Genomic DNA, 26,608 nt, shown 5'->3' with positions numbered 1-26,608 from the left:
GACGGCGACCCGAAGGTCGCCGTCCTGTGGATAAAAAGGCCCGGAGTGTGTCGGGGCCATGAGCACGAGGCTCAATCAATCGGTCGTGATCTTCGAGTGCTTCTGGGTGTCCTTCATGAACACATAGACCAGCAGCGAGCAGGCGATACAGGCGGTGACGTACCAGTAGAAGCCGCTCTCCAGGCCGACGCTCTTGAACCACAAGGCAACGTATTCGGCGGTGCCGCCGAAGATCGACACGGTCAGGGCATACGGCAGGCCGACGCCCAGGGCGCGGATCTCGGTGGGGAACAGTTCGGCCTTCACTACCGCGTTGATCGAGGTGTAGCCGCTGACGATCACCAGCGCCGCCATGATCAGGAAGAACGCGCCCCACCAGCTGTCGACGCTGTGCAGGGTGCTGAGGATCGGGTAGGTGAAGACGGTGCCGAGTACGCCGAAGGCGATCAGGATCGGCCGCCGGCCGATCTTGTCGGAGAGGGCGCCGACGATGGGCTGCAGCAGCATGAAGAGGAACAGGGTGGCAGCCGAGATCATGGTCGAATCGGTCTTGCTCATGCCTACCGTGTTCACCAGGTACTTCTGCATGTAGGTGGTGTAGGTGTAGAAGGCCAGGGTGCCGCCCATGGTCAGGCCGACCACGGTCAGCACTTCCTTCGGGTGGCGCAGCAGGGTGCGCAGCAGGCTTTCCTTCGGCTCTTCCTTCTTCTTCGAGAAGGACTCGGTCTCTTCCATGCCGCGACGCAGGAACATCGCCACCACTGCGCACAGCGCGCCGATGAAGAAGGGTACGCGCCAGCCCCAGCTTTCCAGTTGTTCTACGGTCAGGGTCTGTTGCAGGACGATCAGCACCGCCAGGGCGATGAGCTGGCCGGAAATCAGGGTCACGTACTGGAAGCTGGAGAAGAACCCGCGCTGTTCCTTGTTCGCCATCTCGCTCAGGTAGGTGGCGGAGGTGCCGTATTCGCCGCCGACCGACAGGCCCTGGAGCAGGCGCGCGACCACCAGCAGGATCGGCGCGGCGACGCCGATGGTTTCATAGCTGGGGGTCAGGGCGATGATCAGCGAGCCAAAGCACATCAGCAGCACCGAGGCCAGCAACGCCGCCTTGCGGCCCTTACGGTCGGCATAGATACCCATCAGCCAGCCACCGATCGGGCGCATCAGGAAGCCCACGGCGAAGATAGCTGCGGTGTTCAGCAGTTGGGCGGTCATGTCGCCCTGGGGGAAGAATGCCTTGGCGAAGTACAGCGAGAAGGCGGCGTAGACGTACCAGTCGTACCACTCGACCAGGTTGCCGACGGAACCGCTGAAGATCGACTTGATGCGTTGCGAAGTGGTGCGGGGCTGGGCAGACGCGGAAATGGCGTTGGCGCTTTCCATCGTGTTTCCTCTTTTCGTTGTTGTCTTGGATGTGCTGATCAGGGCGCAGCACACCGGCACATCGCGAGGGCGACGTATTGGATGGCTCGATAGCAGGTGCCGTGCCAACGCGGGAAAGCCGCGTGGGGACTGGGTTGGAAGAGGAGCGGGGTGGTCTTGGCCGAGCGGGAGTCCGCCGACCGGGAGAGTGGATAAGCGGAAATCCGCCGATCCTTCAGGGCAAAGGGTCCGATAGCGACATCAGGTGCAGGCGAGGGCGAATAACCGCAGCGTGGTTATCCGCCGATTCGACGGCAGGCCGGGATCGCTTGGCTCTCAGTGGCTGCCCTTTTCCTGGTCGAGGGTTTCCATCAGGGCGATCTGCATCCGCGAATGCACGCGGATCAGCCAGCGCCAGAGCACTGCGATCACCAGGCCGGCGACCAGCGCCACCACGATCAGCAACTCGCCCGGCGGCAGGATGCTCGAGCTGAGCGCAGCCAGCAGCACCATCATGCCGGCCAGCGACAGCAGCGGGATGATCTCGGAGATCACCCGACGTACCCGCGCCGTATGGCGTCCGGCTTTCTCCGGCTTGACCCCGAGTTCGGCCAGCAGCATCGACAGAGCCTTGAGCTTGCGGTACGCGGCGATCAGGAAGGCCAGCGAGACCAGCAGCGCGCCGCCCCAGATCAATGCCTTGTGCAGTCCATCGTAGGCGACCCACTGGCTCATCCAGGCGGAAAGCGTATCGGCGAAATAACCGCCGGCGAGGAAGATCGCGATCACCAGCGCCAGGTTCACCCCGACCTGCAGCAGGATGCGCCGGATCATCGCCGCCAGCACCGCACGGTCGCCCTGCGGCTGGATGCTGCGCAGCCAGTCGCCGTAGTGGCCGAAGATCCTCGCCATGCGCTGCGGCATGGCGTTGGCCAGGTGCTGCGAGAGCGGATCGGCGGCGCGGATCAGGTACGGGGTGAGCAGGGTGGTGATGGCCGAGACCGCTACCGCCACCGGGTAGAGGAAGTCGCTGGTGACTTTCAGGGTCATGCCCAGGGCGGCGATGATGAAGGAGAACTCGCCGATCTGCGACAGGCCCATGCCGACCCGCAGCGAGGTGCGTCCATCGTTGCCGGCGATGAACGCGCCCATGCCGCAGGAAAACATCTTGCCGAGCACCACCGCGACGGTGATCAGGGCGATCGGCCAGGCGTACTCGACGAGGATCTTCGGATCGATCAGCAGGCCGATGGCGACGAAGAAGATCGCACTGAACATGTCACGGACCGGCTCGATCAGCCGTGCGATCTGCACCAACTGGCGCGACTCGGCCATGATCGCGCCGATCAGGAAGGCGCCGAGCACCATGCTGTACTCCAGCTTCACCACCAGCAGGCAGAAGCCGAAGCACAGGCCGAGCACGGTGACCAGCAGCATCTCGTTGCTCTCGAACTTCGCCACGTAGGCCAGCAGGCGCGGCACCAGGAGGATGCCGACGACCAGCGCGACGATCATGAACAGGCTGAGCTTGCCGACCGTGGAGAACACCTCGCCGGTTTCCACCGAACCGCTCACGGCGATTCCCGACAACAGGGCGATGATGCCGATGCCGAGGATGTCCTCGACGATCAGCACGCCGAAGATCAGTTGGGCGAAGCGCTCGTTCTTCATCTTCAGGTCGCCGAGCGCCTTGACGATGATGGTGGTGGAGGAGATCGCCAGGATCGCGCCGAGGAACAGCGAGTCCATGGTGCTCCACTCGAAGAAGCGACCGATCTCGAAGCCGATCCAGATCATCAGGACGATTTCCAGGAACGCCGCGATGAACGCCGTGGCGCCGACCTGGAAGAGCTTGCGCAGGCTGAATTCCAGGCCGAGGCAGAACATCAGGAAGATCACCCCGAGTTCGGCCAGGGTCTTGATCGTGTCTTCGTCGTGGATCAGCCCGAAGGGCGGGGTGTGCGGGCCGATGATGAAGCCGGCGACGATGTAGCCGAGGACCACCGGTTGGCGCAGGCGGTGGAAGAGAATGGTGACCACGCCGGCCACCAGCATGATCACGGCGAGGTCCTGGATGAAATCGACGGCATGCATGGCGGCGGTCCTCGCTCGAGTGGGAATGGGTCGGCAAACGCGCGACCGGGAAGCCTCGCAGAGCCGCAGACTAGCACTGGCAAGTGCTTGATCGGGGTACTGAAAAAAACTGTAACAGACCTTTCTGCAAGGCTTTGCGCTGCGCCTTTCCAGCCGCCGGGCGGGCGTTCGTCCGCCGATCCGGGATAGCGCCTGTCATCCTCGTCAACGACGGTGTACCCTGGCGCCGACCCGCGAGCCAGACGCGGCGGGCGAAAAAACGGCGGCCGGGGAGCAATAGCCCGAAACAAAATCCGGCTGGTCCTGTCGCCCGTACCGCCGCAACATGGCGCGCGTCGATTCCCCCAAGAGAGAAAGACTACAATGCAGCGTGTTCTCAGCATCGCCCTCGCCTTCTGCCTGGCGCTGACCGTCAGCCTGGATGCCAATGCCAAGCGCTTCGGCGGCGGCAAGAGCCTCGGCTCGGCACCCAGCCACCAGACCCGCCAGGCGCAGCCGGCCACTGCGCCGAACGCCACTGCTGCCGCCCCCAACGCCGCTCGTCCCGCCGCTGCCGCCAGCGGTGCTTCGCGCTGGCTCGGCCCGCTGGCCGGTATCGCCGCCGGCGGCCTGCTCGCTTCCATGTTCATGGGCGACGGCTTCGAGGGCATCCAGATGCTCGACATCCTGTTGATCGCCCTGGTGGCCTTCATTGCCTTCCGCTTCATCGCCGCTCGCCGGCGCCAGCAGAACCAGGGCCAGCCGGCGATGGCCGGGCACGCGCCGATGCAGCGCGAAATGCCGGCCCAGGCGCCGATCTTCGGTGGCGCCGCCGCTGCTGCCGCTGCGCCGAGCCCGGTGATCAACGCGCCGAGCTGGTTCAACGAGGAGCGCTTCGTCGGTGCCGCTCGCGAACACTTCATGTCCCTGCAGCAGCATTGGGATGCCAACGAGATGGACAAGATCGCCGAGTTCGTCACCCCGCAGATGTTGCAATGGCTGAAGCAGGAGCGCGCCGAGATCGGCGACGCCTACCAGTCCACCTACATCGACAATCTGGTCGTGCAACTGGACGGCGTCGACGACCAGGCCGACAAGACCATCGCCACCCTGACCTTCAGCGGTGTGTCGAAGACCTCGCGCTTCGACCAGGGCGAAGCTTTCAGCGAAAGCTGGCGGATGGAGCGCGCCCAGGGCGAGAACCAGCCATGGCTGGTGGCCGGTATCCGGCAGAACTGATCCCGAGTGGTTGCGGTCCCTTCGGGGGCCGCCGAAACCCCCGCTCCCGCCAGGGAGCGGGGGTTTTTCATTTCCGTTGGCGGGTTGACCGACCATTCGTCCGGCGCCATGGCCGAAGGCCAGCCACGACACTTTTCTTGCGCTCGGTGCGGCTACTGTATAAAAAGCGCGCCACCCGTTGCGAGAGAGCCTGTCGTGGAAGACGTCATCGAAAAACTGCGTGAACTCAACGAACCGGTTCCGGTGCCCCTGGAACTGCCGGAAGAAGAACTGCTGGTGGAAATCGAGGAAGAGCTGCTGATCGGCATTCCCGCCGAATTCCGCGAATTCCTCCTGCTGGTCAGCGATGTGGTCTACGGCCGCCTGGAGCCGGTGACCGTGACCGATCCGCACTCGCACACCTACCTGCCCGAAGTGGCGGCCACTGCCTGGGACCTGGGCGTTCCGCGCGAGCTGATCCCGCTTTGCGAGGACGACGGCAGCTACTACTGCGTGGCGGAGGACGGCGAGGTGGTGCTCTGGGCCGATGGCGACCTCACCGATGAAAGCTGGGATTCGGTGTGGGTCTGGGCTCGCGACGTCTGGCTGGAGAGCTGAACCTGAACCGCCGCAAAGGCTCTGCAACGTGCCTTTTCGGCTGACTTCCCGACGTCGCGCGAGGCTGCCTGGAGGCCCTGCGCGCCGCCGTCGGCGCTTCGTCTCCGACAAAGCGCCGCTGCGCTAAGGAATTTCCCTCGATTGCCACGGTCACAAGGGCAATTCCGCACTTGTCGCTCCGGATGTAGGCAAGTGCGCTGCCCCGTGTGGAGATTCTATGAAGTTCAAAGCTCTGTTCGCTGCATTGCTGCTGACCAGCCTGGCGGGTTGCGCCAACCAGGCGGTGGTCACTTTGCAAGATGGCAGCGAGGTCCTGGTCAAGGATCAGTCGGATTACGACAAATACAATGACTACTACGAGTTCGAACAGCTGAATGGCGACACCATCCTGATCAAGAAGGACAATGTGCGCACCATTCGCCCGCAGTAGCGGCGCTTATCTCCCGTCAGGCGTGCTCGCCGGAGCGGTGTCGCTTTCGTGGCCGGGCCTCCAGCTCCAGGAGGTTCAGCAGGTACTGGCCGAAGTAGGCCAGGTCCTGTTCGATCGCCGCGCGCGCGGCCGGGCCGTCGCCGCGGCGTAGCGCGTCCAGGGCGTCCTCGTGGAAATCGTTCAGGCGTAGGGAGAGGTCGGCCTCGGTGAACAGCCGGTTGAAGAACGGCCCGACCTGTAGCCAGAGCGTCTCGATGAGACGCAGCAGCACCGGGTTGCCGCAGGCGCGGTAGAGCGTCAGGTGGAATTCGCTGTTGGCTTCCAGGTAGGCCTGTACCTCGCGTCGGCGCAAGGCGTCCTCCATTCGCCGCAGACATCCTTCGAGCCCTTCCAGTGCCTGCTCGTCCAGCCGGCCGCTGGCGCTTTCGGCCGCCAGCCCTTCGAGGGACAGGCGCACCTGGAGGATCTGCAGGAAACGCTCGCGGGTCATCAGCGGCACCCTGAGCGAGCGTTGTGCCTCGCCCTCCAGCGCCCCTTCCGCCACCAGCCGTTGCAGGGCGGCGCGAACCGGCATCGGGCTGGTGCCCCACTGGTTCGCCAGGTCGCGGATCTTCAGTCGCTCGCCGGGCTGGAAACGTCCGGCCAGCAAGTCTTCCCGCAGTCGTTGGTAGAGTCGTTCCTGGAGATTCTCGGCCATGGTCAGCTCCGGGTCGCCGGTGGCGCCGGAAGCTGGGAAAGCGTCAGGTTGCAGTTGCGCATGTTCAGCTCCGTTTGTTTTCGATCAGGCAGTTGCCGCCGTCCACCACCAGCAGTTCGCCGTTGACGAAGCTGGCTTCGGGCGAGGCGAGGAAGGCCACCGCGGCGGCCACCTCTTCGGGCCGGCCGGCACGTCCGCTGGGGCTGGCCAGGGCGGCCTGGCGTTCTTCGGCGGTGCTCGAGGCGGTGGCGATCCAGCCCGGCGCGACGCTGTTCACCGTGATGCCGCTCTTCGCCACCTCCAGCGCCAGGCCCATGCTCCAGCCGACCAGACCGGCCTTGGCCGCGCTATACGCGGCTTCGCCCGGGTTGCTGCCGCGGGTTCCGGTGGTGGAGGCGACGTTGACGATCCGCCCGTAGCCGCGCTCGCGCATGCCCGGCAGCAGGCCGCGGGTGAGCAGGAAAGCACTGGTCAGGTTGCGCGACAGGGACAGTTGCCAATCCCGCAGCGAGGTCGCTTCCACTGCGCTGAAGGGCTCCGCGCTGTCCAACTGGGCCATGCCGGCATTGTTCACCAGGATGTCGACCCGTCCCCACTGGGCTTCGGCCCAGTCCAGCAGACCCTGCACCTGGGCTTCGTCGGTCAGGTCGGCGCTCGCGGCGCGCACGTCGTGACCACATGCGCTCAGTTCCTCCGCTCGTTGCCTAATCCGCTCGCTGCTGGCGGTGATCAGCAGGCGCACGCCTTCGCGGGCCAGCCGCCGGGCAATGGCGAAACCGATGCCGAGTTCGCTGCCGGCGCCGCTGATGAGCGCGACCTGGCCTGTCCACTTCGGAAAATCGTTCATTTTTGTGATCACAAAATTGACATGGAAAACAGATTATCAGTGCTTTCAAATACTGTATTGACTTTTTTGTGATCACAAATGAAAGTTGTGCGAAATAAAAAACGAGGTGTTCGAAATGACCGCCAGTGGCATCGCCGAAGCCGCCGTGGAAACCTTCATGGCCCGCGAGCAGCAACGTTTCCTTGCGCAAAATCCACAGTCCGTCGCGCTCGCCGAGCGAGCCCGGCGTGCGTTGTTCGACGGCGTGCCGATGCACTGGATGAGCGATTGGTCGACACCCTGTCCGCTGTTCGTGGAGCGTGCCCACGGCGCGCGTTTCCATGATGTGGATGGCCACGTCTACGTGGACTTCTGCCTGGGCGACACCGGCAGCATGTTCGGTCATTCTCCGGCGCCGATCGCCCGGGCACTCGCCGAGCAGGGCGCGAACGGCCTGACCACCATGCTTCCGGGGGAGGATGCCATCGTCGCAGGCGAGCTGCTGGCGCAGCGCTTCGGCCTGCCGTTCTGGCAGGTAGCGACCACCGCCACCGACGCCAACCGCTTCGTCCTGCGCTGGGCGCGCGCGATCACCGGTCGCAAGGTGGTGTTGGTATTCGACGGCTGCTACCACGGCACGGTCGACGACACCCTGGTTCGCTGCCGCGACGGCCGCACCGTGCATCGCTCCGGCCTGCTCGGCCAGGCCCACGACCTCACCCAGTTCAGCCGCGCGGTGCCGTTCAACGACCTCCAGGCCCTGGAGCGGGCGCTGGCCAGCGAAGACGTGGCCGCCGTGCTCTGCGAGCCGGCGATGACCAACATCGGCATGGTCCTGCCGCAACCCGGCTTCCACCAGAAGCTGCGCGAGCTGACCCGTCGTCACGGCACGCTGCTGATCATCGACGAGACCCACACCATCTCCACAGGTCCTGGCGGCTGTACCCGCGCCTGGAAACTCGAGCCGGACTTCATCACCCTCGGCAAGCCGATCGCCGGCGGCGTACCGTGCTCGGTGTATGGTTGCAGCGCGGCGATGGCCAGCGCCATGCAACTGGCCAGGACACGCGCCAGCGAGCAGAGCGAAGGCCACGGCCACAGCGGCATGGGTACCACGCTGTCGGCCAACGCCCTGGCGATGCGCTGTATGCGCGCCAACCTGGAAGAAGTGATGACCGATGCCGCCTACGCCCACATGCTGCCCCTGGCGGCGCGTCTGGCCGAGGGCTTCCGCAGGATTATCCACAAGCACGGCCTGGCCTGGTCGGTGACCGAGCTCGGCGCGCGCAGCGAGTTCCAGTTCTGCCCGCACCCCCCACGCGACGGCGCGGCCGCCGAGGCGGCGTTCCACGACAGCCTGCAGATGGCCTTGCACCTGTATCTGATCAACCGCGGCATCCTCATCACGCCGTTCCACAACATGACCCTGTGTTGCCCGGACACTCGCGAAGAAGACGTCGACCGCCTGCTCTCCAGCCTCGACGAGGCGCTCGGCGAGTTGCTCGCCATACCCGGCGCGCGGGAGGCCTGAGATGCATTTCGCCGATCCGCGGGAAGCCCGCGAGTTCCTCGCCGCACACCCCGAGGTGCGCAGCATCGAGCTGTTCCTGATCGACGCCAACGGCGTGCCGCGCGGCAAGCTGCTGCATCGCGACGAGCTGCTGGCGGTCTACGAAAGCGGGCGGCCGCTGCCGAGCACCATCCTCGGCCTGACCATCAATGGCGATGACGTCGAGGAGACCGGCCTGGTCTGGGACGTCGGCGATGCCGATTGCTGGACCTTCCCGCTGCCCGGCAGCCTGACCCTGCAACCCTGGCGGCGGTCACCGACCGGACAGGTGCAGGTCAGCATGCATCCCGAGTTCGGGCTACCGGCCGCGGCGGGCGATCCCCGGCATGTGCTGCAGCGGGTTATCCACAGCCTGCAGGCGGAGGGTTTCCACCCGGTGATGGCGGTGGAACTGGAGTTCTACCTGCTCGACCGCGAACGCGACAGCGACGGCCGGCCGTTGCCGGCGTTGCAGATGAATGGCCAGCGGCCGCGGGCGACCCAGGTCTATGGCGTCTACGAGCTGGAGCAGTTGCAGCCATTCCTCGATGACTTGTATGCCGCCTGCGAGGCCCAGGGCCTGCCGGCGCGCACGGCGATCTCGGAGTACGCGCCGGGGCAGGTGGAGATTACCCTGCAGCACCGCTTCGACGCGCTCCAGGCGATCGACGAAGGCGTGCGCTACAAGCGCCTGGTCAAGGGTGTGGCGAATCGCCATGGGTTGCAGGCCTGCTTCATGGCCAAGCCGTTCGCCGATCTATCCGGCAACGGCCTGCACCTGCACGTCAGCCTGGCCGACGCCGCTGGCAACAATCTGTTCGCCAGCGAGGACCCGGCCGGGACCCCGCTGTTGCGCCAGGCCATCGGTGGAATGAAGGCGTGCCTGCTGGAGTCTTTGGCGCTGTTCTGTCCGAACGCCAACTCGTTCCGCCGCTTCCAGGCGAACAGCTACGCGCCGCTGGCGCCGACCTGGGGAATCAACAACCGCACCGTGTCGCTGCGGGTTCCCGGCGGCCCGCCGTCCAGCCGGCACATCGAGCACCGCATCTGCGGCGCCGACGCCAATCCCTACCTGGCGGCGGCGGCGTTGCTCGCGGCGGTGCGCCTGGGTATTCGCGAGCGACTCGACCCCGGTGCGCCGATCACTGGCAACGGCTACGCTCAAGCCACCCAGGCGTTGCCGAGCGACTGGCTGACTGCGCTGCGCGCGCTGGAGGGCTCGGCCTGGGAGCGCGAGGCGCTCGGCGAGGATTTCCTGAAGATCTACCTGGCGATCAAGCAGGCCGAATACCGTGCCTTCATGGGCGAGGTCGGCGAGCAGGACTGGCGCTGGTATCTCAACCAGGCCTGAATGAACGGCTGCCGGCGTTGCCGGTCAGTCATTGAAGCGGGCGGCCGATTGGCCGTCGGTGTTTTCCACGCGGCACAGGAGTAAGGAAAAGCAGATGAGCACGCCCGTCGTTCTTATCACTGGTGCAGCCGGCGGCTTGGGCCGGGCAATCGCCAAGCGTTTCGCCCAGAGTCATTGGCGCATCGCCGCCACGGATGTGGATAAGGAGGGCCTGCACGCGCTGAACGCGCAGGTGCCGTTGGACGCCAGCGGGGTCGCCGACCTGCGCAGCGCGGATAACTGCCATACCCTGATGTCGAAGATTCTCGCCCGTACCGGACGTCTCGACGCCCTGGTGAATGCTGCGGGCGTCTGGCGCGAGGGGCCTGTGGAAAACTTCACCGAGGAGGATTTCGACCTGGTCCTGGGAGTCAACCTCAAGGCCTCCTTCTACATGTGTCAGGCCGCGATACCCTACCTGAAGGAAAACCAGGGCAGCATCGTCAACATCTCCAGCGACTCCGGACGCCAGGCCTACCGGGGGTCGGCGGCGTATTGCGCGAGCAAGGCGGCGCTGACCATGCTGAGCAAGACCCTCGCGCTGGAACTGGCCGAGCAGGGCGTGCGGGTCAACGCCGTGTCGCCGGCGGATATCGCCACGCCGATGCTCGACTACCAGGCCGAACGCTATGGGATGGGCAATCCGGATGGCTACAAGCGCGCGCTGCTGAAGGATTATCCACAGGGCAAGGCGGCACGCTTCATCCGCCCGGAAGAAGTCGCCGAGCTGGTCTGGTATCTCTGCGGCCCTCAGGCCGAAGCGATCACGGGCGCCGACCTGGCGGTGGACTTCGGCCTGTCCGCTGGCCGCTGAGTGGATTTTCCACGGGTCGCTCCGCTGGAGCGGCCTGTGGAAAAGTTTCAGTCGTCCCTGGCCTGACTGGATATCTTCACCCAGTTACCGGCGGCGGCGATGCCCATGCCGCCGTAACCCTGGCAGTCCCCGCCAAGGCTCTCCACCACTCGCAGGTCGATGCCTTCCTGCCATACCAGCAGGCTGCAGCCGGCGCCCAGGCCTTCGCTGCGCAGTCGGTAGAGGGCGCCTTGCCCCTCCAGCCGACCGGACAACTCGCCGACCGCCGCGGGCCCATATTCCATCAGTTTCTCCGGATTGCCGATGCGCATCAGGGCGAAGCTCGCCCGGTAGCCGCCCTTCACCGGTTCGATCTGCAGGCTTTCCCATTCGGCCTGCCCGGCGTAGCGCAGGTAGTGCCCGGCGAGGCCCTGGAGGGACGTAGTCGACTTTCAGGGCAACCTGTTCCAGGTTGTAGCGCGTGGCCTTGCCGCTGTAGCCGCGATCCAGCGCCAGGTTCATCCAGGCGCGGGCGTGTCCCGGTTGCCCGGCCTTGAGGCTGGTCAGCGCGAGATTGTTCAGCGCCTGTTCCGAGTCGGCTCCGCCCTGTTCCTGGCGTTCGGCCAGGCGCAATTGCCAGGCGAAGGCGTCCAGCGCCTGTGGATAACTCCCCTGTCGATAAGCCTGGGTGCCGCGCGTGTTGCATTCCGCGGCGGTGGCGCAGGGCGTATCCTCGGCCTGGATGGCAGCGGCACCGATGCCGGCAAGCACGGCCAGGGCCAGGAGAAGGATGCGAATGGCGGCAGGCATTGGCGCGATTCCCGGTGGAAAAGGGCCAGTCTAGAAAAGCCCGCGGATGTCTGCACGACCCGGCGCGATTTCGATCATGACGATTGAAAATTTGTGGCCGCTGCCGTCTTCGTTTGCGTCTATGGTGTCCCCCGCCCGTCCTGATGAGAGAAAAAGCGCTATGCAACCCGGAAACAACCAACTGTCGATGACCGTGCTGATGACCCCGGACATGGCCAATTTCTCCGGCAATGTCCATGGCGGTACCCTCCTGAAGTATCTCGACGAAGTCGCCTATGCATGCGCCAGTCGCTATGCCGGTCGCTACGTGGTGACCCTGTCGGTGGATCAGGTGATCTTCCGCGAGCCGGTGCATGTCGGCGAACTGGTGACCTTCCTCGCTTCGGTCAACTACACCGGGCGGACTTCCATGGAGATCGGCGTCAAGGTCATCACCGAAAACATCCGCGAGCAGTCCGTGCGTCATACCAACAGCTGTTTCTTCACCATGGTCGCCCTGGATGACGAGCGCAAGCCGGTGGCCGTCCGTCCGCTGGAGTTGGAAACCGCCGAGCAGAAGCGCCGCTTCGCCCAGGCCCAGCAACGCCGCCAGCTGCGCGCGGAGCTGGAGGCCCGCTACCAGGCGATTCGCGAAGACGGATGAAGAAGGCTGCCGGTGTCCGGTCGAGCCCGCTTCGGACCTGATGCCGTTTCGCGAATTTTCGCAGCTTTTCATAAGAAAACGCAGAAGTTTGCCTCTGCTGGCGTCCATTCCTGACATTTCTTGATAAGAAACCGGCGTGCCTGTTAAAACTCCAGCAACGTCAACGGGTTAACCTGTCGGTATCGCGCCGGGTTTCGCCAGGAACCATAGCCGCCGTCGGGTCGCTCGAATGCCATGGGCCGGTCGCTCTGCCCGGCTCCGTTGGCGGAAAACCTTTCCGCCTTGCCGTCACGGGCGCGGGTCCGTGATCCATTTCGAACGTCGTCGTCCGCCGGCCAGGCCGCGGAGGACGCGTTCCCCGTGTTGCCGGGAGTCCTGATGCACCATACGCCGTTACTCACCACACTCGCCGCGGGGTTCGTCCTCGCCTTCCTCTTCGGGGCCCTGGCCAATCGCCTGCGCATTTCGCCGCTGGTCGGCTACTTGCTCGCAGGTGTTCTGGCCGGGCCGTTCACTCCCGGTTATGTCGCCGACCAGGCGCTGTCGCAGGAAATCGCCGAACTCGGCGTGATCCTGCTGATGTTCGGCGTCGGCCTGCACTTCTCGCTCAAGGACCTGCTCTCGGTGAAGGCCATCGCCATTCCCGGGGCGCTGGTGCAGATCGGCGTCGCCACGCTGCTTGGCATCGGCCTGGCCAAGCTGCTCGGCTGGAGCTTCGGCGGCGGCCTGGTATTCGGCCTGAGCCTGTCGGTGGCCAGTACCGTGGTGCTGTTGCGCGCCCTGGAGCAGCGCCAGTTGCTGGACACCAAGCGTGGCAGGATCGCCATCGGCTGGCTGATCGTCGAGGACCTGGCGATGGTCCTGACCCTGGTACTCCTGCCGGCGCTCGCCGGCACCCTCGGCGGCAAGACCGACGGCGGCGACGCCGGTCTGCTCTGGCCGCTGCTGATTACCCTGGGCAAGGTCGCCGCCTTCGTCGCCCTGATGATCTTCGGCGGTCGCCGGGTGGTGCCCTGGGTGCTGGAGAGGGTCGCCGCCAGCGGTTCGCGGGAGCTCTTCACCCTGGCCGTGCTGGCCATTGCCCTGGGCATCGCCTATGGCTCGGCGGTGCTGTTCGGGGTGTCCTTCGCGCTAGGCGCCTTCTTCGCCGGGATGATTCTCAACGAGTCCGAGCTCAGCCACGAGGCGGCGGAGAACTCGTTGCCGCTGCGCGACGCTTTCGCGGTGCTGTTCTTCGTCTCGGTGGGGATGCTGTTCAATCCGATGATCCTGTTGCAGGAGCCGCTGACGGTCCTGGCCACTTTCCTGGTCATCGTCTTCGGCAAGTCGGTGGCCGCCTACCTGATCGTCCGCGCTTTCGGCCATCCGAACAGCACCGCACTGGTGATCGCCGCCAGCCTGGCGCAGATCGGCGAGTTTTCCTTCATTCTCATCGGCCTGGGCATCGGCCTCGAACTGGTGCCGGAGCAGAGCCGCGACCTGGTGCTGGCCGGGGCGATCCTGTCGATCCTGGTCAATCCGCTGCTGTTCATCGCCATCGATCGCCTGCAGCAACGCAAGGAGCAGCGCCTGGCGGAGGCCGCTGGCGGGGTCCGCGAGATGCCGGCGCAGGACCTGCCGCCGCCGATCCTGGAGCGCGAACATGCGGTGCTGATCGGTCATGGCCGGGTTGGCGGGTTGGTCAGCGCTCGCCTGCGCGCCGCCGGGACGCCCTTCGTGGTGGTGGTGGACAAGCGCGACAAGGCCGACGAACTGCGCGAACAGGGCTACAGCGTGGTCCTCGGCAATGCCGCCAGTCCCGGCGTGCTGGAACTGGCCAACATCGCCGAGGCGCGCTGGTTGCTGATCGCCATTCCCAACGGCTTCGAGGCCGGGCAGATCGCCAGCCACGCCCGCGCGGTGAACCCGCCGCTGGACATCGTCGCCCGGGCGCATTTCGACGCCGAGGTGGACTACCTGGAGCAGAACGGCGCCAACCTGGTGATCATGGGCGAGCGCGAGATCGCCTGCGGCATGGTCCATCGCCTGGGACTCGACCGTGACGAGCGCGGCGCCGACGCACCGCTGCCGCAGTCGGCCTGACATGTTGCGCCGTCTCTACGACTGGACCCTGCGCCTGGCCGGCCATCCCCGCGCGGAGCTGGCCCTGGGCGGGGTGACCTTCGCCGAAAGCTCGTTCTTCCCGATTGCGCCGGACGCCTTGCTGGTGCCGATGGTCCTGGCCAACCGGGCCAAGGCCTGGCGCTACGCGACGATCTGCGCGATCAGCTCGGTGCTGGGCGGCATCGCCGGCTATTTCATCGGCTTGCTGCTGTTCGAGAGCGTGGCCATGCCGATCCTGGCGTTCTACGGCTTGCTGGAGAACTTCGAACAGGTCGCCGAACGCTACAACGAACTGGGCTGGCTGATGGTGCTGCTGGGCGGCGGCTTCACGCCGCTGCCGTACAAGGTGATCACCATTACCAGCGGAGTGACCCAGCTCGACCTCTGGCTGTTCGTCGGCCTCAGCCTTGTCGCCCGCAGCCTGCGCTTCGCCGCTACCTGCGCTTTGCTGTTCTGGGCTGGCCCACGCCTGAAGACCCTGATCGAGCGGCGCCTGGGCATGGCTTTCGTGCTGATGGCGGTGATGGTGGTCGGTGGGTTGATGCTGGGGAAATACGTTCTTTGAGCTGCCTGTGGATGATTTTCACCCACTGGGATGGAGACTAAAGGCGCACTGCGTCGAAACGAACCCTTGGGTGTGCGATCCGATCCTGCGCCCGCACCAGCTCCAGCTCGTAGCTGCCGCAGGCCTGGGTTTCCAGCAGCACTTCATGGACCGCGGCGCCGGTGAATTCGAAGGCGTTACGCAAGTCGTCGCCGAGCAGCAGGCGAGAGAGGAACAGCCCCGAGGCCAGGTCGCCGACTCCGACCGGTTGCCGCGGGAAGGCCAGCAGCGGGCGTTGCAGGTGCCAGGCCTGATCGGCGGCCACCAGTAGCATCTCGAAGGTGTCGCCGGCCTTGCCCGGATAGTTCAGGTGCTTTACCAGGATTGCCCTGGGACCGCGTGCCAGCAGGCTCCGTGCCATTTCCACGCAGTCGGCGAGGGAGTTCGGCTGGCGGTCGCAGAAGCTGTCCAGCTCCAACTGGTTGGGGCACAGGTAGTCGGCGACCGCGGCGGCTTCTTCCAGCAGGAAGTCGCTGACTTCCGGGGCCACGATGCAGCCTTTTTCCGGGTGGCCCATGACCGGGTCGCAGAGGTACAACGCCCGAGGGTTGGCCTGTTTGATCCGTGCCACCACGTCGAGAATGGCGCGGCCCTGGGCGGCGCTGCCGAGATAGCCGGACAGCACTGCGTCGCAGTTGCCCAGTTCGCCGATGCCGGCAATACCGTCCACCAGAGCCGGAATCTGCTCCGGCGGCAGCACCTGCCCGGTCCATTGACCGTACTGGGTGTGGTTGGAGAATTGCACCGTGTTCAACGGCCAGACGTTGATTCCGATGCGCTGCATCGGGAACACCGCCGCGGCATTGCCGGCGTGGCCGAAGACCACATGGGACTGGATGGCGAGCAGGTGGGGCGTACGTGGCATGAGACGACTTCCTACAGCTGAGTCGGCGCAGTATGGGGGCTAATTCACATGGCGAAAACACCCCCCACTCGCTGCCTGCCGGGAGAACGGGTAAGCTGGCCGTCCCCCTACACCGGATTCCGCTCGTGACCCTGGGTAACCTTTTCGTCATGCTCCTGTTGGGCGCCGCCGCAGCCTGGTGGTGGCGCGCCCATGGCGTGCGCGAGCGGGCGTTGCTGCTGGCCAAGCAGCATTGCGCCAAGCAGGGCGTGGAACTGCTCGACGAGAATGTCGCGCGCCGGCGCCTGCGCCTGGCCCGTGACCACCGTGGTCAGTGGCGGCTGAGCCGCGAGTTCGGTTTCGAATTCACCGTCAGCGGCGAGGAACGCTACGCCGGGCGCATCGTCATGTATGGCTATCACCTCGGCGCCATCGAATTGGCCCCGCATCGCTTCGAGGCGGCCGCCGAGGTCGACAACCCGCCGGTGCATAGCGCCGAGGTGATTCGCCTCGACGAGTGGCGGCAGTCCCGGCAGAAAAAGGTCGGCGACTGAGGCGGCAGAGCGTCAGGGCAGTATCCCGAGAGCCTTGAGACTGGCCTTGCCCAGTTCGACGCGCTTGCCGATGTCGGCCTCGCCGCCGGGCATGTCGATGTTCAGGGCGAAGCCGTAGAGCCGCTCGTTGCGCTTCACCCAGCCCACCCACCAGCCGAGTTCCGGCGTGCAGTCGAAGCACCAGCCGGTCTTGCCGTGCAGCTCCCAGCCCGGGCCGCTTTCCAGCAGGGTCATGGCGCGCACGGTGGACTGCACCGGGGCGGGGAATGGCAATTCTCCCTGCGCCAGTCGGAGCAGAAAGCGGGTCTGTTCCATCGCGCTGATCTTCAGCGGTCCCACCAACCAGAAGTTATCCACAACCTGGCCGATTTCCGCGTTGCCATAACCCAGGTGCGAGACATTGGCGCGCATCCGCTCCAGGCCGATGCGCCGCGCCAGTTCCTGGTAGACCGGTACGTTCGATGCCTTGATCGCGTCGCGCAGGCTCATGTCGTGCTCCCAGGCCTTGAAGCGCTGGGGCTTGCCGCCATAGGGAAGAACCTCGTCGGCGGATCTAACCGCCCCTGTGGATAAGCCAATCAGGCTGTTCGCCACCTTGTAGGTGGAGGCAGGAACGAAGCGAGTTTCCGCGCGCTCCCGGTCATGGCCGACATAGCGCTGCCGCTGCACATCGTAGAGGACGAAGGTGCCTTTCACCCCGGCCGCGCCGAATAGCTTGTCCACGGCGTGGCTGTCGTTCCATTCGCTGGCCTGGGCATGCCCGGAGAGCAGGAGAAGGGCGCTGAAGAGGAGAGGGCGCATGGCTCGGTCCTGTGGGGGTCATCCTCCCTGGGACCGATGGATGAGCGCCGGATTCCCCACGGAAGGAGCGTTCATGGATTGGGCAGGAGAAAGTCGCGTACGCGTTCGGCGGCATCGGCCGGGTCTTCCTGCATGAAGCAGTGGCCGCCGACCACCGCGTGGGCGCTGACCTGGGGGTTGAGCGAGCACCAGCGCGCCACCGACTTGGCGACGAAAGGGTAGGTGCGGTCACCGTAGAGCACGCGGGTCGGCGTGGTGATCTTGCCCAGCGACGGCCACAGCCGCCTGGGGAAGGAACTGAAGATCTCCGCTTCGCGGCTTGGCCGGCACTTCAGCTCGACTCCGCCGTCGCTCTCCTTCAGCGCATATTCCACGTAGGCCCACAGCGCCTCGTCGGTCCAGCCCTTGAAGATACCGCGGCCGCGCAAGCCGGCGTAGGCGGCTGCGCGATCCGGCCACTGGCTGCGGCGCAGGCGCGCCTTCTTCGCCAGGCTGCCGCGCAATTGCAGGCCGAGGGTCTCGGAAAGCGCCATCACGCCGATCATCGCCGGGGTGAACAGTACCGGGTCGAGCAGCACGGCGCGGGCGAACAGGGTGGGATGGCGGGCCAGGACGAGGCTGCTGAGGACGCCGCCGAAGCTGTGCCCGCAGGCCAGTCGCTGGACATCGCCATAGGGACCGCGCCCGGCCTCGAAGGCCTCCACCGCCATCTCGGCGTTGCGGTTCCAGCCGTGGAAGCGGCCGCCATGGTCGCTTTCGCCGTGGCCCTGGATGTCGCACAGCCAGAGGTCGAAATCCTCCGCCAACAGACGCAGCATCGGTTCGTAGGTGCGGCCGCAGAAGCCGTTGCCATGGAGGAAATGCAGCAACGGCTTGCCGCTCGGTTCGCTGCGCCAGCCGCGCAGGGTGAAACCGGCGGAGCAGGAATGGGACCAGGGGGATAGCGACATGGGCAGACTCCTCGTACGGCGCGCAGTGTAACCGGGCGCCGTGCTATCGTCGCCGCTTCCCGCCGCCGTTTCGATCCGCCGATGTCCTTGTCCCGTCCGCTGCGCCTGTTCCTGCTGTTGTTGCCGCTGCTCGGCGGCCTGCTGCTGTCCATGGACTGGGCGGGACGCCAGGCGCGGCAGCAGGCGCTACGCGCCGAGGGCGAACAGGTGCGCAAGCAGCTGGACCTCTACGCCGGCTCGCTGCAGACCCTGATCGAACGCTTCCGCAGCCTGCCGGCGGTACTGGCGCTGGATCCGGATCTGCGCGCGGCGCTGGCCGGGCCGATCGACGGCGAGTTGCAGCAGCGCCTCAACCTCAAGCTGGAAAGCATCAACCTGGCCGCCCGCTCCTCCACCCTGGAGCTGCTCGACCGTACCGGGCTGGCCGTGGCGGCGAGCAACTGGAACCTGCCGACCAGCTACGTGGGCCACAACTACGGTTTCCGTCCCTATTTCCGCCAGACCATCGCCCAAGGCTCCGGACGTTTCTATGCGGTCGGGGTGATCAGCGGGATTCCCGGTTATTTCCTGTCCCACGCGGTGCGCGCTGAGGACGGCAGCTTCCTGGGCGCAATCGTGGTCAAGCTGGAGTTTCCCGATCTGGAACGGCAGTGGAACCAGACCCCCGACCTGGTCCTGGCCAGCGACGCCAAGGGCATCGTGTTCCTCGCCAACCACGCCGGTTGGCGCTACCGCGAACTGGAACCGCTGGATACCGTGGACCGCTTCGAACTGGCGGAGACCCGGCAATACGATCGCCAGCCCCTGACACCCCTGCGCCACCAGACCTTGCGCAGCTACGGCGAAGACAGCCGTCTGGCGCGGGTGGAAAGCGCCGACGGCGAGAAGGACTACCTCTGGCAATCGCTGGACCTGCCCAACGACGGCTGGACCCTCCACTTACTGCGCGACACCGCGAGCATCCAGGACGACGTCGCCACCGCGCGCCTGGCCGCCGCCGGCACTTGGCTGGCGCTGGTCTTCCTCGGCTTGTTCCTGCACCAGCGCTGGCGTATCGCCCGCCTGCGGCAACGTAGCCGGGAGGAGCTGGAGCGCCTGGTCGAGCAGCGCACCGCCGACCTGCGTACCGCGCAGGACGGCCTGGTGCAGGCGGCCAAGCTGGCCGCCCTGGGGCAGATGTCGGCGGCCCTGGCCCATGAGATCAACCAGCCGCTCACCGCCCAGCGCATGCAACTGGCCAGCCTGCGCCTGCTGCTCGACGCCGGACGCCACGACGAGGCGCGCCAGGCGTTGCCGCGCATCGACCAGATGCTCGAACGCATGGCCGCGCTCACCGGCCACCTGAAGACCTTCGCGCGCAAGAGCGCCGGCGGCCTGCGCGAGCGTATCGAGTTGGGTCACGTGGTCGAACAGGCGCAGCAGTTGTTGCTGCCGCGAATCCGCGCCGAACGGGTGGAGATCGAGCAGGCGCTGCTCTGGCCGGCCTGGGTGATGGGTGACGCGATCCGCCTGGAACAGGTGCTGGTCAACCTGCTGCGCAACGCCCTGGATGCCGTTGCCGGCCAGGAGCGGCCATGGATCCGCCTGGCCCTGCAACGGCTTGGTGGCGACTGGGTGCTGAGCGTCGCCGACAACGGCGGCGGGATTCCCGCCGAGCACCTGGGCAGCGTCTTCGATCCGTTCTTCACCACCAAGCCGGTGGGAGAGGGACTCGGCCTCGGCCTGGCGGTATCCTATGGGATCGTCCACGAACTCGGCGGCCGCCTGCAGGTCGCCAATGCCGAAGCGGGAGCGGTGTTCAGCCTGATCCTGCCGGCGGCCCCCGATGACACGAGCGTAACGACATGAGCGACCAGGTGATCTTCGTCGACGACGAAGCGACGATCCGCGAAGCGGTGCAGCAATGGCTGGAGCTGTCCGGCTTCGAGGTGCGCCTGTGCCTGCGCGCCGAGGAATGCCTGGAAGCGTTGGACAAGTCCTTCGCCGGGGTGGTCATCAGCGATGTGCGCATGCCCGGCATGGACGGCCTGCAACTGCTCGCCAACCTGCAGGCGGTTGATCGCGACCTGCCGGTGATCGTGGTCACCGGGCACGGCGACGTGCCGATGGCGGTGGAGGCCATGCGCCAGGGCGCCTACGACTTCATCGAGAAACCCTTCACGCCCGAGCGCCTGCTCGGCAGTTTGCGGCGCGCGCTGGAAAAGCGCCGCCTGGTGCTGGAGAACCGGCGCCTGAAGGAGCAGGCCAGTCTCAAGGACCAGGTCGATGCGCGTCTGCTCGGCGTGTCCAAGCCGATGGAAGCGTTGCGCCGGCAGGTTCTGGCCCTGGCGCCGACCCCGGTGAACGTCCTGATCCGTGGTGAGACCGGCAGCGGCAAGGAACTGGTTGCCCGCTGCCTGCACGACTTCGGGCCGCGCGCCGACAAGCCGTTCGTGGCGCTGAACTGCGCGGCGATTCCCGAGCAACTGTTCGAGAGCGAGCTGTTCGGTCATGAGAGCGGTGCCTTCACCGGCGCGCAGGGCAAGCGCATCGGCAAGCTCGAGCATGCCCATGGCGGCACCCTGTTCCTCGACGAGATCGAAAGCATGCCGTTGGCGCAGCAGGTCAAGCTGCTGCGCGTCCTGCAGGAGCAGCAACTGGAGCGGCTCGGCTCGAACCAGAGTATCCACGTCGACCTGCGGGTGATTGCCGCGACCAAGCCCGACCTGCTGGCCGAAGCACGTGCCGGACGCTTCCGCGAGGACCTGGTGTATCGCCTGAACGTCGCCGAGCTGCGCCTGCCGCCGATCCGCGAGCGTCGCGAGGACATCCCGCTGCTCTTCGAACATTTCGCCAGCGTTGCCAGCCAGCGCCTCGGCCGCGAGCCGCAGCCCGCCGCGCCGGCGGAACTGGCGCGGCTGATGGCCCACGACTGGCCGGGCAATGTACGCGAGCTGGCCAACGCCGCCGAGCGTCATGTCCTCGGCCTGGAGCGCGGGGACGCGGAGGAAGGCGGCGGCCTCACCTCGGGGCTGGCGGAACGCATGGAAGCCTTCGAGGCGGAGTGCTTGCGCCAGGCGCTCGGCCAGTGCCGCGGGGACATCAAGGCGGTGATGGAGTTGCTGCAACTGCCGCGTCGGACACTCAACGAAAAGATGCTGCGGCATGGCCTCAGCCGCAGCGATTTCGTCGGTGAAGAGCCGGCCTGAAGCAGCCCTCGCGAGGCGTCAGAGATCCTTGGCCAACTCCGTTGGCGCCTGGCGCCCGCCGCGTTGCAGCAACGCCAGGTAGACCAGCCCCACCGCGATCCAGGCCAGTCCGAGCAACTGTGCGTCGAGGCTCATGCTGTACAGCACGTAGGCGATGATCGCCAGGCCCACCAGCGGGAACAGTAGATGCCGCAACCACTGGCCGGAGCGCTGGCGGCGGTAGTAGTGGTTGATCACGCTCAGGTGCAGCAGGCAGAAGCCGGTGAGGGCACCGAAGTTCACCAGTGAGGTGAGCACGTCCGGTGCGTCGAGGAAGGCCCAGCCGATTCCCAGCGACAGCACCGCCACCAGGTACAGGCTGACGTGCGGCGTCTGGTAGCGCGGATGGACCCTGGCCAGCGCGCGCGGCAGCCTGCCGTCGCGGGCCATCGAGTAGAGCAGGCGCGAGACCGCTGCCTGCGAGGTGATCGACACGGTGACACCCCAGGCCAGCGCGGTGGCTACCGCTGTCAGCATCGACAGCCACTGGCCACCGGCCGCTTCGGCGATCTCGTAGAAGGCGGTGTCCGCCGACTTGAAGTTCATCCCGGCGGCGAGGTCGGTGGCCAGCCAGGTCTGCGCGATGAAGATGCCGCCCATGATGAACAGCGCGATCAGCGCGGCGCGGCCGATCTGTCGCGCGGGATCGCCCTTGACCTCCTCGGCGAGGGTGGAGATGGCGTCGAAGCCGAGGAACGACAGTACGGCGATCGAGGCGGCCTTCATCACCAGGCCGAGATCGAAGGCCTCCGGGCGATACAGCGGCTCGAGGGTCAGCCGGCCGTTGCCCAGGCCGCCTTCCAGCGCCTGGTAGCCGACCACCAGGAAGATCGCCAGGACCACCAGCTCTCCGATCAGGAACAACAGGTTGGCGCGGGCGGCGAAGGTGATGCCGCGCAGGTTGACCAGGGTCGCCGAGACCAGGAACAGCAGCATCCAGGCCAGCTTGGGGATCGCCGGGAACAAGTGGTTCAGCGCCAGCGCGCTGAACACGTAGAGCAGCGGCGGGATCAGCAGGTAGTCGAGCAGCAGCACCCAGCCGGCGATGAAGCCGACATGGGGGTGGATGCCGCGCTGGGCGTAGGAATACACCGAGCCGGCAATCGGAAAGGCCTTGGCCATGGCTCCGTAGCTGAGGGCGGTGAAGAGCATCGCCAGCATGCCCACCAGGTAGGCCATCGGCACCATGCCGTGGGCGTCGGCATGGACCCAGCCGTAGACCCCGAACGGGGCGATGGGGATCATGAAGATCATCCCGTAGATGATCAGGTCGCTCAGGGACAGGCTGCGGCGCAGCTGTTGCCGGTATCCGAACTGTTCGATGGCCATGACGGGCTCCTCGGGAAAAGGCAGCGTATTGTCGTTATCGGCGCCGCACGCGAAGCGGGCCTCTTTCTCGTTATTGGCGACCGGCGGCGCCGGTCATCGCATCAGAGCCAGGGATACAGACGCTCGGCCCAGGCGCTCACCGCATCCGGCGTGCGCAATCCATCGTTGCGGATCTCCAGCAGCACCGCTTCCAGACCGCGTGCGTCGCCATGCACCGGAACGGTAGTGTCTTCCGCCGGGTCGATCGCATAGGGCTGGTTGCCGGCGACTTCCAGGCCGTGCCGGCGCAAACCGTCGAGGATGCGCCCGGCGTAGGCGCCGGCGTTGCGATAAAGCACCCCGGCAACCAGCGGGCGGGGTCTGCCGTGGTACACCGGGGTAAAACTGTGCACGCCGACCACGCGGGTCGGCACGCCGGCGGCCTGGCGCTCGTCGAGCAGTTGCGTCAGGCGCTGGTGGAACGGATGGAACAGGCAATCCTGGCGATAGCGGCGCACCGTCTCGGACAGCTCGCGGTTGCCGGGAACCGGGTAGATCTCGCTGTGCGGCGGAATGCTGTCGGGTGCCTCCAGCGGTCGGTTCAGGTCGATCAGCAGGCGCGAGTAGCCGGCCGCCAGCAATGGCGCGTCGAGCCGCCGGGAAAGCTCTTCGGCCAGCGCCAGGGCGCCGATATCCCAGGCGATGTGTTCTTCCGCCGCGGCCTGGTCCAGGCCGAGGCGCTGCAACTCCAGCGGGATGTGCCGGCTGGCGTGCTCGCAGACCAGGACCACCGGGCTGCGCCCTTCGGGGTTGAGCAGGCGGTAGGGTGGCAGCTGGTAGATGCCGAGTTCGGGGTTGTCAGTAAAGCTCGGCATAGTGGCGGCACAGGTCGTCGTCGGAAAGGCCCGCCGTCAGTGCCAGTTCGTGGCGCTTCATGGCGAGGTAAGTGTCCAGCAGCGGATTTGGCAGCTCGGCGCAGAGCGTCTCGTCGCGCTGCAGGCAGTCGAGCGCATCGCCGAGGGTCGCCGGCAGGGCCTGGATGCCGCGGGCCTGGCGCTCTTCGTCGCTGAGGCCGTGCGGATCGACATCGGCCAGGGCGCGCAGCGGCAGACGTCGTTCGATGCCCAGGCGGCCGGCGATCAGCACCGCGGCCATCGCCAGGTGCGGACAGGCGGTGGCGTCCATCGGCCGGAATTCCAGGTTGTACTGCTTGCCCAGCGGCTTGCCGCCGACGCTCACCACCGGGCAGATGCGCAGCGCCGCTTCGCGGTTGCGCAGTCCCAGGCAGGCGTAGGCGGCGCTCCAGTGGTGGGGTTTCAGGCGCAGGTAGGAGGCGGCGGTAGGCGCGGTCAGCGCGCACAGCGCTGGCAGGTGCGCGAGCACGCCGGCGGCCCAGTGCTCGCCGAGTTCGGAGAGATCGTTGGGTCGACCGGGCTCGTACAGCAGCGGGCTGCCGTCGGCATGTTGCAGGCTCAGGTGCAGGTGCACCCCGTTGGTCACCGCGCCGGGTGCCGGCAGCGGTGCGAAGCAGGTACGCAGGCCCATCTGCCGCGCCACTTCGCGAGTGACCTCGCGGACGTTCACCGCGCGGTCGGCGGCGACCACGCCCTGCGCCGGGCGGCAGGTGACCTCGTACTGGCGCTGGCCGTATTCGGGGAGGAACATCTCCGGCTCGGTGCCGGCCTGGGCCAGGGCGCTGACCAGCCAGCCGGGGAACTGCCCGGCGGCACGCTGGGCCTGCAGCGAAAACGCCGCGGCCGGACGCTCGCCGGGCAGGCCGAGCAGGCTGAATTCGTGTTCGAACGCCGCGATGACCTGCAGGCCGCTGTCGCGATAGCGCTCCACCTCGGCCAGCAGCAGGCCGCGCGGGCAGGCCGGCCACGGCTTGCCGTCGGTTTCCACCAGGTTGCCGTGCAGGTAGTCGAGCGCCGGCGCAGCGGCGTCGGGACCCTGCTCGACGCGCACCCGGCTGTTCGGGTCGGGCAGCAGGCGCAGGTCGCCGTGGCTGCCCCAGGGGCTGCTCTCGTCGATCAGGTCCTGCGGGGTCAGCGAGCTGTTCGCCGGTACCCAGCCGCAACCGCTGGCCAGTTGCTCTTCCAGGGTCGCCAGGGGCAGCGAGCGCCCGCGGGTGAAGCCGGCCAGGTCGGTGGTGACGAAGCTGACCAGGCGTACCGGCTGCAGGCGGTTCACAGGTTGCTCCGGCCGAGGGCGGCGATGCGTTGCAGGACGGTCTCGGTGTCGCTGATCCAGCAGTAGCCCTTGATCGCTTCCAGGCAGGCCTGGTGGCGTTCCGGGGTATGGGTGGCACAGGCATCCTCGACCAGGGTGACCAGGTAGCCGCGGTCGGCGGCATCGCGCACGGCCATGTCCACGCACTGGTCGGTGACCACCCCGCAGACGATCAGGTGGCGGGTGCCGAGGTTGCGCAGTACGTAGTCGATGGCGGTGGAGTTGAAAACGCCGGAAGAGGTCTTCGGCAGCACGATCTCGTTGGCGGTCGGCTCCAGGGCGTCGATCACCCTGGCGTCCGGGCTGCCCTTGGGCAGGTGCATCTCCGACAGCTTGTGATCCAGCGAGCGGTCGCGGCCATCGGCGGTGAGGCTCTCGATGATGGTGTGCAGGACGTTCTCGTCCACTGCGCGCATGGCCCCGAGCAGGCGCTGCTGGTTGGGGATCACCTGGTTCTGCACGCGCTCGTAGAAGTAGCCGGCCGCCTGCGGATCGACGTGCGGGTCGCGCCCCGGCTCGACCCAGGCGCGCTGCATGTCGACGAACAGGATGGCGGTCTGCCGGCGGCCGAACGGCAGGTCGCGCGGCGAGTGGTGGGGCAGGCTGAACATCGGGTCATTCCTCCAGAAGATGACTGCTGAACGCGTTGCGGAGCTGGTCGATGCCCTCCAGGCGTTCGTCGAGCGGCGCGCCCATGCGCGCCACCAGGGTCGCTACCAGTGCCTCGACCTGGGCCATGGCCGGCACCAGCGAGTCGAAGGGCGAGGCGGATTCCACTGGCGAACTGACGATCAGGTCGGCGTGTTCGCGCAGCGGCGAGGCGTAGATGTCGGTGAACAGCACCAGCCGTGTGCCGCGTGCCTTGGCGGCCTGGGCCACGTGCTGGGCCTGGCTCTGGTAGCGGCGATAGTCGAACAGGACCAGCAGGTCCTGGCGGCCGAGGTCGTAGAGCTGGTCGGGGAGCAGGGCGCCGTCGTCGAGCAATCGGCATTGCGGGCGCAGCAGGCGCAGATGGGTGACCAGGTAGCCGGCGAGGAAACGGCTGAAGCGTCCGCCGTGGCAGTGCACGCGCAGGCGGCTGTCGAGCAGCCAGTCGGCGAGGCGCTGGATGTCATCGGGGCGGGTCAGGCCGAGGGTCTGTTGCAGGCTCTGGCCAGCCTGGTCGAGGTAGCGCGCCCAGGTGTCGTCGCGGCCCATCCGCTCGCGGCGTTCGGCGAGCAGGGTGCGCGGCGAGCGCAGGCGGTCGTCGACGTCGGCCAGCAGCGCTTCCTGGAAGTCGCCGTAGCCGGCGAAGCCGAGCTTTTTCACCAGGCGCATGATCGTCGGGTCGCTGACTCCGGCGTGCCGGGCCAGGCGCGTCATCGGGCCGAGGCCGAGGCGCGGGTAGTCATCGAGCAGGGCACGCACCACCTTGCGCTCCGCGGGCGTCAGTTCGGCGGGCGGGGAGGCCAGGCGTTGTTTTAGTTCTTGCATGGGGCATCCTCGAAGGTGGGTCGATTGTGTAGTGAATTTTTCAGATTGTTCAATATGTGACGGAATGTTTTTTTCACTACATTCCCCGAAAACGACCGAATGACCG

Annotated in this window: 24 protein-coding genes and 1 pseudogene; 12 read left to right on the top strand and 13 right to left on the bottom strand. The window is 66.6% G+C overall.

Going from position 1 to position 26,608, the window contains the following annotated elements:
* Positions 1-75: 75 nt before the first annotated feature.
* Positions 76-1,383, bottom strand: a complete 1,308-nt coding sequence (locus M6E97_RS24755; RefSeq protein WP_003097074.1) for an MFS transporter — start codon at positions 1,381-1,383, stop codon at positions 76-78.
* A 315-nt stretch (positions 1,384-1,698) separates the two neighbouring features.
* Positions 1,699-3,456 carry a cation:proton antiporter gene (locus M6E97_RS24750; protein WP_267262296.1) on the bottom strand — a complete coding sequence of 586 codons (1,758 nt, stop codon included), beginning with the start codon at positions 3,454-3,456 and terminating at the stop codon, positions 1,699-1,701.
* 363 nt (positions 3,457-3,819) lie between these two features.
* Between M6E97_RS24750 and M6E97_RS24745 the strand changes: the two genes are divergently transcribed.
* The 3 genes from M6E97_RS24745 (at position 3,820) to M6E97_RS24735 (ending at position 5,701) form a co-directional block, all read left to right on the top strand.
* A complete protein-coding gene (locus M6E97_RS24745; protein ID WP_003099685.1) occupies positions 3,820-4,674 on the top strand; it encodes a Tim44 domain-containing protein in 855 nt (284 codons plus the stop codon).
* Between the two features lie 195 nt (positions 4,675-4,869).
* A complete protein-coding gene (locus M6E97_RS24740; RefSeq protein WP_003099687.1) occupies positions 4,870-5,271 on the top strand; it encodes an SMI1/KNR4 family protein in 402 nt (133 codons plus the stop codon).
* Between the two features lie 217 nt (positions 5,272-5,488).
* Complete coding sequence (locus M6E97_RS24735) at positions 5,489-5,701, top strand: YgdI/YgdR family lipoprotein (protein WP_003097061.1); 213 nt, start codon at positions 5,489-5,491, stop codon at positions 5,699-5,701.
* Positions 5,702-5,717: 16 nt separating this feature from the next.
* Here the strand turns inward: M6E97_RS24735 and M6E97_RS24730 are convergent, their stop codons facing one another.
* Positions 5,718-6,398, bottom strand: a complete 681-nt coding sequence (locus M6E97_RS24730) for a GntR family transcriptional regulator (RefSeq protein WP_003097059.1) — start codon at positions 6,396-6,398, stop codon at positions 5,718-5,720.
* A gap of 64 nt (positions 6,399-6,462) precedes the next feature.
* Positions 6,463-7,245, bottom strand: a complete 783-nt coding sequence (locus tag M6E97_RS24725; protein ID WP_003126007.1) for an SDR family NAD(P)-dependent oxidoreductase — start codon at positions 7,243-7,245, stop codon at positions 6,463-6,465.
* Between the two features lie 115 nt (positions 7,246-7,360).
* Between M6E97_RS24725 and M6E97_RS24720 the strand changes: the two genes are divergently transcribed.
* The 3 genes from M6E97_RS24720 (at position 7,361) to M6E97_RS24710 (ending at position 10,977) form a co-directional block, all read left to right on the top strand.
* Complete coding sequence (locus tag M6E97_RS24720) at positions 7,361-8,755, top strand: aspartate aminotransferase family protein (protein ID WP_031632763.1); 1,395 nt, start codon at positions 7,361-7,363, stop codon at positions 8,753-8,755.
* Between the two features lies 1 nt (position 8,756).
* A complete protein-coding gene (locus M6E97_RS24715; RefSeq protein ID WP_034005320.1) occupies positions 8,757-10,124 on the top strand; it encodes a glutamine synthetase family protein in 1,368 nt (455 codons plus the stop codon).
* Positions 10,125-10,218: 94 nt separating this feature from the next.
* Positions 10,219-10,977 carry an SDR family NAD(P)-dependent oxidoreductase gene (locus M6E97_RS24710; RefSeq protein WP_003097046.1) on the top strand — a complete coding sequence of 253 codons (759 nt, stop codon included), beginning with the start codon at positions 10,219-10,221 and terminating at the stop codon, positions 10,975-10,977.
* A gap of 47 nt (positions 10,978-11,024) precedes the next feature.
* Here the strand turns inward: M6E97_RS24710 and M6E97_RS24705 are convergent.
* A pseudogene (locus M6E97_RS24705) lies at positions 11,025-11,766 on the bottom strand (hypothetical protein).
* 160 nt (positions 11,767-11,926) lie between these two features.
* Between M6E97_RS24705 and M6E97_RS24700 the strand changes: the two are divergent.
* The 3 genes from M6E97_RS24700 (at position 11,927) to M6E97_RS24690 (ending at position 15,077) form a co-directional block, all read left to right on the top strand.
* On the top strand, positions 11,927-12,409 hold the full coding sequence (locus M6E97_RS24700; protein ID WP_003097040.1) for an acyl-CoA thioesterase: 483 nt from the start codon (positions 11,927-11,929) through the stop codon (positions 12,407-12,409).
* Positions 12,410-12,787: 378 nt separating this feature from the next.
* Positions 12,788-14,491 carry a YbaL family putative K(+) efflux transporter gene (gene ybaL, locus M6E97_RS24695; RefSeq protein WP_034005322.1) on the top strand — a complete coding sequence of 568 codons (1,704 nt, stop codon included), beginning with the start codon at positions 12,788-12,790 and terminating at the stop codon, positions 14,489-14,491.
* Between the two features lies 1 nt (position 14,492).
* Positions 14,493-15,077, top strand: a complete 585-nt coding sequence (locus M6E97_RS24690) for a YqaA family protein (protein ID WP_034005324.1) — start codon at positions 14,493-14,495, stop codon at positions 15,075-15,077.
* A 37-nt stretch (positions 15,078-15,114) separates the two neighbouring features.
* On the opposite strand, the gene pdxY is transcribed toward M6E97_RS24690, so the two are convergent.
* A complete protein-coding gene (gene pdxY / locus M6E97_RS24685; protein ID WP_003109129.1) occupies positions 15,115-15,981 on the bottom strand; it encodes a pyridoxal kinase PdxY in 867 nt (288 codons plus the stop codon).
* A 32-nt stretch (positions 15,982-16,013) separates the two neighbouring features.
* Here pdxY and M6E97_RS24680 point away from each other — a divergent pair, with 32 nt between their 5' ends.
* Positions 16,014-16,514 carry a DUF3301 domain-containing protein gene (locus M6E97_RS24680; protein WP_003121391.1) on the top strand — a complete coding sequence of 167 codons (501 nt, stop codon included), beginning with the start codon at positions 16,014-16,016 and terminating at the stop codon, positions 16,512-16,514.
* Positions 16,515-16,526: 12 nt separating this feature from the next.
* On the opposite strand, the gene M6E97_RS24675 is transcribed toward M6E97_RS24680, so the two are convergent.
* Both M6E97_RS24675 and poxA read right to left on the bottom strand, forming a co-directional pair.
* Positions 16,527-17,315, bottom strand: coding sequence for an OXA-50 family oxacillin-hydrolyzing class D beta-lactamase OXA-906 (locus tag M6E97_RS24675; protein ID WP_034005326.1), 789 nt, complete (start codon positions 17,313-17,315; stop codon positions 16,527-16,529).
* 71 nt (positions 17,316-17,386) lie between these two features.
* On the bottom strand, positions 17,387-18,265 hold the full coding sequence (gene poxA, locus M6E97_RS24670; protein ID WP_031636916.1) for an alpha/beta hydrolase PoxA: 879 nt from the start codon (positions 18,263-18,265) through the stop codon (positions 17,387-17,389).
* A gap of 81 nt (positions 18,266-18,346) precedes the next feature.
* On the opposite strand from poxA, the gene M6E97_RS24665 reads away from it, so the two are divergent.
* Together M6E97_RS24665 and M6E97_RS24660 are read left to right on the top strand one after the other, a co-directional pair.
* Positions 18,347-20,113, top strand: a complete 1,767-nt coding sequence (locus tag M6E97_RS24665; protein WP_003097020.1) for a sensor histidine kinase — start codon at positions 18,347-18,349, stop codon at positions 20,111-20,113.
* A complete protein-coding gene (locus M6E97_RS24660) occupies positions 20,110-21,453 on the top strand; it encodes a sigma-54-dependent transcriptional regulator (RefSeq protein ID WP_003142146.1) in 1,344 nt (447 codons plus the stop codon). Before M6E97_RS24665 ends, M6E97_RS24660 begins: the two co-directional genes overlap by 4 nt.
* Positions 21,454-21,471: 18 nt before the next feature.
* Here the strand turns inward: M6E97_RS24660 and M6E97_RS24655 are convergent, their stop codons facing one another.
* From M6E97_RS24655 to qapR, 5 genes are all read right to left on the bottom strand, one after another.
* Positions 21,472-22,821 (bottom strand): APC family permease, encoded by a 1,350-nt coding sequence (locus tag M6E97_RS24655; protein WP_003099715.1) that lies wholly within the window; start codon positions 22,819-22,821, stop codon positions 21,472-21,474.
* Between the two features lie 101 nt (positions 22,822-22,922).
* A complete protein-coding gene (locus M6E97_RS24650) occupies positions 22,923-23,591 on the bottom strand; it encodes an N-formylglutamate amidohydrolase (RefSeq protein ID WP_003136463.1) in 669 nt (222 codons plus the stop codon).
* A gap of 67 nt (positions 23,592-23,658) precedes the next feature.
* Complete coding sequence (locus M6E97_RS24645) at positions 23,659-24,990, bottom strand: glutamine synthetase family protein (RefSeq protein ID WP_034005328.1); 1,332 nt, start codon at positions 24,988-24,990, stop codon at positions 23,659-23,661.
* Entirely contained in the window at positions 24,987-25,640 is a 654-nt protein-coding gene (locus tag M6E97_RS24640) for an isochorismatase family cysteine hydrolase (RefSeq protein ID WP_003109125.1), read from the bottom strand. The genes M6E97_RS24645 and M6E97_RS24640 overlap by 4 nt, the downstream gene beginning before the upstream one ends.
* A 4-nt stretch (positions 25,641-25,644) precedes the next feature.
* Positions 25,645-26,502, bottom strand: coding sequence for a transcriptional repressor QapR (gene qapR / locus M6E97_RS24635; protein WP_003097009.1), 858 nt, complete (start codon positions 26,500-26,502; stop codon positions 25,645-25,647).
* Between the last annotated feature and the right edge of the window lie 106 nt (positions 26,503-26,608).

Origin of the sequence: Pseudomonas sp. B111, assembly GCF_026428275.1 — a bacterium.
GTDB classification, from domain to species: Bacteria; Pseudomonadota; Gammaproteobacteria; order Pseudomonadales; family Pseudomonadaceae; genus Pseudomonas; species Pseudomonas aeruginosa.
The sequence above is the reverse complement of the archived record's forward strand: the minus strand, read 5'-3'. Positions and strand labels throughout refer to the sequence as shown.